The 8,674-nt window shown below is 73.1% G+C and carries 7 protein-coding genes; 2 read left to right on the plus strand and 5 right to left on the minus strand.

The genetic code is table 11. From position 1 onward, the window contains the following. Nucleotides 1-240: 240 nt before the first annotated feature. Entirely contained in the window at nucleotides 241-909 is a 669-nt protein-coding gene (gene phzG, locus ACTIDRAF_RS0209800) for a phenazine biosynthesis FMN-dependent oxidase PhzG (RefSeq protein WP_016698559.1), read from the minus strand. 535 nt (nucleotides 910-1,444) lie between these two features. Between phzG and ACTIDRAF_RS0209805 the strand changes: the two genes are divergently transcribed. Then, nucleotides 1,445-2,851: an NAD(P)/FAD-dependent oxidoreductase gene (locus ACTIDRAF_RS0209805; RefSeq protein ID WP_016698560.1), complete on the plus strand. Its 1,407-nt coding sequence runs from the start codon at nucleotides 1,445-1,447 to the stop codon at nucleotides 2,849-2,851. Between the two features lie 67 nt (nucleotides 2,852-2,918). On the opposite strand, the gene ACTIDRAF_RS0209810 is transcribed toward ACTIDRAF_RS0209805, so the two are convergent. The 3 genes from ACTIDRAF_RS0209810 to ACTIDRAF_RS0209820 all read right to left on the minus strand — a co-directional run bounded on the left by ACTIDRAF_RS0209810 (nucleotide 2,919) and on the right by ACTIDRAF_RS0209820 (nucleotide 6,571). Next, nucleotides 2,919-3,674 carry a metallophosphoesterase gene (locus ACTIDRAF_RS0209810; protein WP_016698561.1) on the minus strand — a complete coding sequence of 252 codons (756 nt, stop codon included), beginning with the start codon at nucleotides 3,672-3,674 and terminating at the stop codon, nucleotides 2,919-2,921. 432 nt (nucleotides 3,675-4,106) lie between these two features. Further along, complete coding sequence (locus ACTIDRAF_RS0209815; RefSeq protein ID WP_039786619.1) at nucleotides 4,107-5,321, minus strand: M20 metallopeptidase family protein; 1,215 nt, start codon at nucleotides 5,319-5,321, stop codon at nucleotides 4,107-4,109. A 251-nt stretch (nucleotides 5,322-5,572) separates the two neighbouring features. After that, nucleotides 5,573-6,571: an aldo/keto reductase gene (locus tag ACTIDRAF_RS0209820; protein WP_039786621.1), complete on the minus strand. Its 999-nt coding sequence runs from the start codon at nucleotides 6,569-6,571 to the stop codon at nucleotides 5,573-5,575. 201 nt (nucleotides 6,572-6,772) lie between these two features. Between ACTIDRAF_RS0209820 and ACTIDRAF_RS0209825 the strand changes: the two genes are divergently transcribed. Continuing rightward, on the plus strand, nucleotides 6,773-7,585 hold the full coding sequence (locus ACTIDRAF_RS0209825; protein ID WP_016698564.1) for a helix-turn-helix transcriptional regulator: 813 nt from the start codon (nucleotides 6,773-6,775) through the stop codon (nucleotides 7,583-7,585). 323 nt (nucleotides 7,586-7,908) lie between these two features. Here ACTIDRAF_RS0209825 and ACTIDRAF_RS0209830 read toward each other — a convergent pair whose 3' ends face one another. Beyond that, a complete protein-coding gene (locus ACTIDRAF_RS0209830; RefSeq protein WP_016698566.1) occupies nucleotides 7,909-8,601 on the minus strand; it encodes an O-methyltransferase in 693 nt (230 codons plus the stop codon). Nucleotides 8,602-8,674 lie beyond the last annotated feature (73 nt).

Below are 8,674 nucleotides of genomic sequence, written 5' to 3' on the forward strand. Positions count from 1 at the left end.
AGGCGGCGACCGGGGAGCCGCCGACACGTCCGCGCTCGCGGCCGCGGCTCGGCGACCCGCACCGGGACCGGTGCCCGTGCGCCGGGCCGGTCATGGACCCGGGCGCCGGGGAGGCCAGCCGTCCTCCGCCGCACCGTGGCGCGTGGGACGGGGACGTGTCGGGGCGGAGGCACCGGTGACGAGGTCACCTCGGAGACGGCGACCTCAGCACCTCCCCGTTCCGTCGCGCTCGTGCGGACGTCAGGGCTGGAGGCGGCGGTACGTCCACCCGCCGTTCTCCCAGGAGTAGGAGAGACGGCGGTGCAACCTGCTCGCCTTCCCCTGCCAGAACTCGATCTCCCTGGGCAGCAGGCGGTAACCACCCCACCCTGCCGGCCGGGGCAGGGCCGTGCCCGCCTCGATCAGCTCCCGGGCGCGCGTGTGCAGCTCGCTCTCCGCGACCAGCGGTGTGCTCTGCGCGGACACGGCCGTGGTGGCCTGAGCGGCGAGTGGTCGTTCCGCGAACAACTCGTCGGACCGGGAGGCCGGGAGGGCCTCGACCGGGCCGGCCAGCGTGATCTGCTGGAGGGACTCCCGCCAGTAGAAGTTCATCGACGCCCAGGGTTGGACGGCGAGATCCCGCCCCTTCCTGCTCCCGGTGTGACTGGTGAACACCAGGCCGCCGTCGACGATCTCCTTGACGAGGACCACCCTGTTCGACGGACGCCCCGCCGCGTCGGCCGTGGCCAGCGACACGGCCAGTGGCTCCCGGACCCGGTACTCCTCGGCCAGCGCGATCCAGCGCCGCAACAGGCCGAACGGATCCGCCGGCGGAGCGTCGAACTCGGGGAGGACGAGGCTCTCGTCGCCGCTCAGGGTGTTCGCGGGGCGGGATTCCTCGTCCCGGCCCGCCTGGATGGTCTCACTCACCGATCGCCTCCCGAAATCGCCGCACCGACACCCGGTGCGTGTTCCCGAACTCGCATGATCGCACGAAGGGGCGGCCAGGGGAAAAGGGACGGTTGCTCCGGGGCGTGGGTTTCTGAATGGTTGGCGGAAACACCCCTGGCGGGGGCCGCCAGCGGATAGCGGGAGAACCGCGTGCTCAGTGGACACCCGCGCGGCGGCGGTCGAACGGAACTGCTGAGGACGCTGGTAGTCCGCTCGGGACGTCGCGATCCACCGCCTTAGAGATTCCTCCAAGAAAAGGAATTCGTAATGAGCCTACTATTCCGGGAGGTGGCGGGTGGCGCACGGCCGCCACGACTCCGACCACCACCCCTCCCACCGCTCGCCGGCAGGAGGGGGCACCGCTCCTCGTCCCGTCCCGTCCCGGCCACCGCGTCCATCCGGGCGGCGGTGGGATCTCCGGGGTGGCACCGACGATGGGCGGCCGCGACCTGGGAGGCCGCGAGGACGGTCTCCCGGCCACGACGACCCCACTCCGGAGAACGGGAGATCGACTGTGCCCGAGAAGACCCAGGTGCTGGTGATCGGCGGCGGACCCGCCGGATCGACGACCGCGACCCTGCTCGCCAAGGAGGGCGTGGAGGTGACCGTGCTCGAGCGCGAGCGCTTCCCGCGCTACCACATCGGGGAGTCCCTCCCGGTGTCCGTGCTCAGGATCCTGGACCTGCTCGGTGCCAGGGAGAAGGTGGACGCGGCCGGGTTCGTCCGCAAACACGGCTCCTACTTCGAGTGGGGTGACGAGAAGTGGGACCTCCCCTTCAGCCACCTCGACGGGATCGACAAGTACAGCTGGCAGGTGGAGCGTTCGGAGTTCGACAAGATCCTTCTGGACCACTCCCGCAGCGTGGGAGCACGCGTGGTCGAGGAGGCCACCGTCCGGGACGTCCTGTTCGACGGTGACCGGGCCGTCGCGGCCCGCTACCGGGTGGATGGGGAGGAACGGCACGTCGACTTCGACTTCGTCGTCGACGCCTCGGGCCGCGCCGGCGTGCTGTCCCGGCAGCGGTTCGGGAACCGCCGCTTCCACGAGGTCTTCAGGAACATCGGGGTGTGGTCCTACTGGAAGGGCGCGAAGGACATCGGGCGCGGCCCCAAGGGTGCGGTGGCGGTGTGCTCGGCGCCGGGTGGCTGGTTCTGGCTGATCCCGCTCAGCGGAGGGGTGCTGAACGTGGGCTACGTGTCCGCGAAGACCTGGTTCGACGAGCAACGGGGGCGGCACCCTGATCTGAAGTCGCTCTACCTCGCCGCCGTCGAGCAGTGCCCGCTGGCCGTGGAGGTCCTGGCGGGAGCCGAGATGGGGGAGGAGGTCAAGGTCGAGACCGACTACTCCTACGTCGCCGACAGCTTCTGCGGGCCGGGGTACCTGCTGGCCGGGGACGCCGCCTGCTTCCTGGACCCGCTACTGTCCACCGGCGTCCACCTCGCCAACTTCAGCGGTCCCATCGGTGCGGCCAGCATCGGCAGCGTCCTGCGCGGCGAGGTCGCCGAACCCGACGCCCTGCGCTTCTACGAACAGGTGTACCGCCACTCCTACCAGCGGCTCCTCGTTCTGGTGTCCCTCTTCTACGAGGCGCACCGCGCCAGCGACGACCACTTCTACCACGCCCAGACCCTCACCCGTGCCGAACGCAACGGGCTGCGGCTGCACGACGCCTTCCTCAACATCGTCGCCGGGGTCGAGGACCTGGCCGACGCCAGCTCCGACCAGGCCTACGAGTTCATCGCCAACCGGTTCACCGGACGCGACGGGGGTTCCGCGAACCCGCTGACCCACCACAACACGTCCAAGGACAACCCGCCGACGGCACCTGGCGAGGCGGTCGCCGGTCACTACCTGGTCCACGAGCCCCGCCTGGGCCTCCGGGCCGCGAACCTCCCCGTCGGAACCTCCACCGCCCGCTGAACGGTCCGACGAGCGGGCCGCACCGGGCCGGCGCATCCGCGGGCAGTGTCCGTGGATGCGCGCCCGCTCAGCCCAGGACCCGGAAGTGGGTGGTGAGATGCCGGCCGGTGAGCAGGTGGAGGGCGAGTGCCGGAGGCGCCTCCGAGGTCACCACGGCGTGGTCTCCGGGCCGGGACTCGAAGGGGAGCACCAGGGTGGACGCGACGCCGGGGCCGAGCAGGACCGGCACACCCGCCACGCTGCTCGCCCCGGCCGTGTGGGCGTGCCCGACCAGCACCGCGACGACGGCGGGATGACGGGACAGGACCTCAGCGAAGGGGGCGGAGTCCGCGAGGGCCACACCGTCGACGAAGGGGTGGCCCACCGGGACGGGTGGGTGGTGCATCGCGACGATGGTGCGTGCCGCGCCGGCCTCCGGATCCGCCAAGGTGCGGTCCAGCCAGGACAGCCCCTCGGCGCCGAGCGCCCCACCGACCTGGCCGGGAACCGTCGTGTCCAGCAACACGAACCGAATCCCGCCGAGGACGAGACACCGGTGCGGCGAGTCGGACAAGGGGCCGGGCTGGTCGCCCAGCGCGGCGAACAGGGCCGAGGGGGCGTCGTGGTTGCCGGGCAGCGCCAGCACGGGGGCGGTACCGGCGAACAGGGCCAGGACCTCCTCGTAGTCCTCCCGGACACCGGAGTCCACGATGTCCCCGCAGAGCAGGACCGCGTCGACCGGCCGGGAGAGGCCCCGAAGGTAGCGGGCGACCCGTCCGACCCGGTCCGCGCGTTCCGCGCTCCCGTCCACGTGCGGATCGCTGACGTGGGCGATGACGAACACGGCCCTCCTCGCTGGTCCAGCCCGCGTCCTCCGCGCGGGTGCGGGCCGGATCAGCACCCACGCGACCCGGGCGTCCCGCCTCGGACGGTACGCGGCGTGGCCGGCGGTGGACCAGGAACGGAGATCCCTTGAGCTCGGCTGTGGACGATCCTCTCAACCTCCGAGGCGAACTCCGGAGCCGGTCGGGCACGGCGGCCCACGACCCGCGCGCGGCACGGACAACCGCCACCACGTCCACGTCGGTCGGAACGCACCCGGGGTCGCCCCACCGGGGCGTCACGGCCGCCGGCGGTGCTGCCGGGTCCCGTGCCAGCGAGCGGAGCGTGCGGCGCCACCCGGGCTCGAACGGTCACGGCGAGGGCCGGACCACCGGATCGGTGACCAGCCTGGGCCGACGGCCGTGGTCGGTCGGCCCCGCCCCCGCGGCTCGGCTCAGTCCGTCGCGACCGCCTCCGCCCGGTGCAGGCGGTCGCGCGCCAGCGTGGCCAGGAACAGCGCCTGGTCGGCGAGGATCCCGTCGTCGAACACCGCACGGGGGGAGTGGTTGCTCGCCGGCCGCCCGGCGGGGTCGGGCGACGCGGCCCCCAGGAAGCCGTAGGAACCCGGCACCCGGTCCAGCACCCGGGAGAAGTCCTCCGAGCCCGTCAGCGGGTTGTCCAGGTGCCGGTACCGGTCGGCGCCGAAGAGACCGACCGCCGTCCGCGCGTAGAACTCGGCCTCGTCGGCGTCGTTGACGGTGGCCGGCAGGACCTCCTCGAAGGTGACCTCGGCGGTCAGCCCGTGCCCGGCGACGATGCCCCGGACCAGCTCCGGTAGCTCCCGGCCCAGCCGGGCCGCGTTCTCGGAGCTGAACCAGCGGACGCCGGCCCGCAGCCGTGCCGAGTCGGGGATGATGTTGGGCGCGGTACCGCCGTGGAACTCCCCGACGGTCACCACGACCGGGTCGAACACGTCGAACCGGCGGGTGACGAAGGTCTGGAGCGCCGTGACGACCTCGGCCCCGACCTGGATGGGATCCAGGGCGTGGTGCGGGCGGGACGCGTGACCACCACTGCCCCGGACCGTGACGTCCAACCGGCCGAACGCCGCCATCATCGGCCCCGGCCGGGTCGTCAGCACACCTCGCGGCATGTCGGCCGCCACGTGCACCCCGTAGGCCGCCACCGGTTCCGCGCCCCCGGCGGTCAACACGCCCTCGTCGAGCATGACGCCCGCGCCGTCGTAGCCCTCCTCGCCCGGCTGGAACATGAACACGACCGTCCCGGGGAGGGTGTCCCGGACCCCGGCGAGCAGCCGGGCCGCGCCGACGAGCGCCGCCGTGTGCAGGTCGTGGCCGCAGGCGTGCATCGCCCCGTTGGTCGAGGCGAAGGGCAGCCCGGTCCGCTCGTCCACCGGCAGCGCGTCCATGTCGCCGCGCAGCAGCACCACCGGACCGGGCCGGCCGCCGCGCAGCACCGCGACGACCGAACCCAGCCGCCCGCCGGTGGTGATCTCCAGGCCAAGACCGTCCACCGCGTCCAGAACCCGCCGCTGCGTGCGGGGCAGGTCCAGGCCCACCTCCGGGTCGGCGTGCAGGGCCCGTCGCAACTCGACCATGTCCCGGGCCAGTGCGTCGTCGACGACCAGCCGACTCGGAGTGGGTGTCATCGGTGCCTCCGGTTCCGTCGTTCCCCGTTCTCCCACCCTTCCACCGAGGACGTGCGGCGGGAAGCACGGGGCACGACGGCGACCGCCGTGAGGGGCCGTCAACCGGTCGGACGGTCCGGAGAGCCGTGGAGGCGAGCCGCGCCGGGAGTGGCGGGCACGCGTCCTCGTGCGGGATCGACGAGCCGGGAGCGGCCGGGTGCCACCACCGGCCCGCTCCCACGCCGGATCCCGGTCGACCGGCGGTCAGCCCGTCACCCGTTGCCGGCCGGTGGGGAACCGGTCCACCGCGGCCTTCCCTCGACGGCGGGCGCGGTGTTCCCGAAGACGAAGGGGTCGGTTTCGCACTGGCTGATGAAGTCGGCGGGGAAGCCGGCCTCGAACCCGGTCGCCGCCTCCAGTCGGTCGACCACGTCGTCGGGCAGGACGACGTCCACGGCACCGAGGCTGTTCGCCAGTTGGTCCGCGTCGCGCACCCCCACGATGGGCAGCACCGGGGCTCGCCGCCGCGTCCAGGCGAGCGCCACCTGGGCGGCGGAGACGCCGAGTTCCCCGGCTGCCGCCCGCACCGCCTCGGCGACGGGCCGGTCCTTCGCCGACAGCGACTCCGGGGCGGCCCGCGTCGAGGTGCCCGTCAACGCGCCACCACCCAACGGCGCCCACGCCGTCACGCTCATGCCGAACGCCTCGGCCATCGGCAGCAGTTCCCGTTCCGCGTCCCGCCAGATCAGGCTGTAGGGGACCTGGAGACCGGCGAACGGGGTCCAGCCCCGCCAGTCCGCGAGGGTGTTCGCCTGGGCCACCAGCCAGGACGGGGCGTCCGACACCCCCACGTAGAGCACCTTGCCGGCCCGGACGACGTCGTCCAGGGCCCGCATCGTCTCCTCGACCGGTGTGTGCCGGTCCCAGACGTGCACCCAGTAGACATCGACGTGGTCGGTGCGCAACCGCCGCAGGCTCCGCTCCAGGGACCCCACCAGGTTCTTCCGGTGGTTCCCCGAGGCGTTCGGATCGTCCGGGTCGTGGGACACCGTGTACTTGGTGCCCAGGACGAAGCGGTCACGGTCGGTGAGCACCGCGCCCAACAGGTCCTCGCTCCTGCCGTAGCAGGAGGCCGTGTCGACGAAGTTGCCGCCCGCCTCGGCGTAGGTGTCCAGGACCCGCCGCAGCTCCCGCTCGTCGTCGAGGATCATCGTCCCGAGGACGATCTCGGAGACGCGTAGTCCGGTCCGCCCGAACAGCCGGTACCGCATGGTCACCGCCACCTCCTCGACCTCGACGGCGCGATCGGACGGGGAGCTCGTGCGCGCTCCTCCGCCGTGCGGAACCGCAGCGGGGTCCGTGGTCCTTCGTGGAAACCGTTCACCCAACACACCCTGGCCTCGGAATCCCGCGTGAGGGAGACCCTCCCGGAGCCCCGCTACGGCCTGTTGGCGACCCTAGGATGAAGCGTTATGCCCGAGAACGTTCTGGGGGCCTTCCTGCGAGCTCGCCGCGAGGCCACCGCACCGACCACCGTCGGCGTCTCCCCGGGCGGGCGACGACGCACCCCCGGCCTGCGCCGCGCCGAACTCGCGGATCTCGCCGGTATCAGCGTGGAGTACCTGACCAGGTTGGAGCGGGGCCGCGACCGGCATCCCTCCGTCCCGGTGCTGCGGGCGCTCGCCGCCGCGCTGCGGTTGTCCCCGGAGGAACACGCGCACCTGCACCGGCTGGCGAAGTCGGGTGACATGGCGTGCTCCCGGACGTCGAGTCCAGCCGCCCCGCCGTCCCCGCCGGTCCGCCCGACGCTCCTCGCCCTGCTCGACCAGCTCGAACCGGCGCCTGCCCTCGTCCTGGACGCGCGGACCACCGTCCTCGCCCACACCGCCGGCTTCCGGGAGCTGGTCGCGTCGACCGGGCTGCTCGACGACCCCCGGCCGAACCTGGTCCGGTACCTCTTCACCGACGCCCGGGCCAGGCTGACCTATCCGGACTGGCCGGTGGTCGCGGACGCGCGGGTGGCCGCGCTGCGAGCCGCCGCCGACCTCGGTGACCAGGACACCGCCGTGCTGGTCGGGGAACTCACCGCCACCGCCGGCGCGGAGTTCGCCGAGCGGTACGCGGCGTCGGCGGGCCTGCCGAGCGCGACCGGCAACGAACGGTGGAGGATCGGCGGGCAGGAGATCACGATGGCCTACGAACGCCTTTCCCTGCCCGGCACGAGCCAGTCGCTGCTCGTCTACCTCCCGGGCGCGGCGTCGGAGAGGGCGGACCAGCCGGCGTAGCGCCGGGAGGGGAGCCGAGCCGCAACCGGTGGTACTCGCCGGGGCCCGCTCGGCGTCCGACCGGGCCGTCGTGCGGGAGCCGGGTGGTGCCCTGCCTGGTGGGTCACGGGCCGGTCGAGTGCCCCGGCACCCGTTGTCCGTCCTGCCCACCTCCGACTCGCCGTTCTGCGATGGCACCTCACGGCTTCTCGGGCGACCCGTCGGACGTTCCGAGGACGAGGCCCGCTCCACCCGGGACCTCCGGCTGGCGGGCCGCGCGGCGGCGGGAGAGCGCCCGCCGCCCCCGGCGGCTCCTCGAGCGGGGCCCGGCGCGGCTGGCGAGGTCAGGTGACGCGCAGCGACAGCTCGTTGCCCCGGCCCCCGTCGACGGGGACGGTCAGGGTCAGGTAGCCGCCGTTGGCGTCGCGTACGTGCTCGCGGTAGTCGGTCACCGCGTCCAGCGCGTTCTCCGCGATGACGAGCGCGCCTGGACGCAGGCTCGGCTCCACGAGCGTCAGGACGGGGAGGTAGAGGGAGAAGGCACCGTCCAGCAGCACCAGGTCGACTGGCCCACCGAGGTCGCCGCGCAGTGTCTCCAACGCGTCCCCGACGCGGAACTCCACCAGGTCGTCCAGGCCAGCCTCGGAGAGGTTCCTCCGCGCCTCGGCCGCCTTGCCGGGCTCCAGCTCGGTGGTGATCAGACGGCCGCCGCCGTTGTCCCGCAGGGCGGCGGCCAGGTAGAGCGCCGAGACGCCGAACGAGGTGCCGTACTCGACCACCCGTGTGGCGCCGGCGACCCTGGCGCAGACGTAGAGGAACTGGCCGAAGGTGGGGGAGACGCAGAAGTAGTGGTCGGCGTACCGGTGGTACAACGCCCGGTAGTCCCGGCTCTCCTCCTCGAGGGTCCGCCGGATCAGGTCCTCGTCGGACAGGTCACCGCCGGTGAGGCCGTCGATCAGGGGCTTGTCGGCTGCCTCCGCCTCCCGGTGCAGGCGGCTGAGCACCCGGGCGACGCGGGCGGTCGTCAGTGAGTTCATCGGTGCTCCTCCGTCGGCTGCGCGGGGTGGGCGGGAACGGTTGGGACCTCGGTGCCGGCGGGAGCGCACCCCG

This window comes from Actinoalloteichus spitiensis RMV-1378, from assembly GCF_000239155.1.
Lineage (GTDB): Bacteria > Actinomycetota > Actinomycetes > Mycobacteriales > Pseudonocardiaceae > Actinoalloteichus_B > Actinoalloteichus_B spitiensis.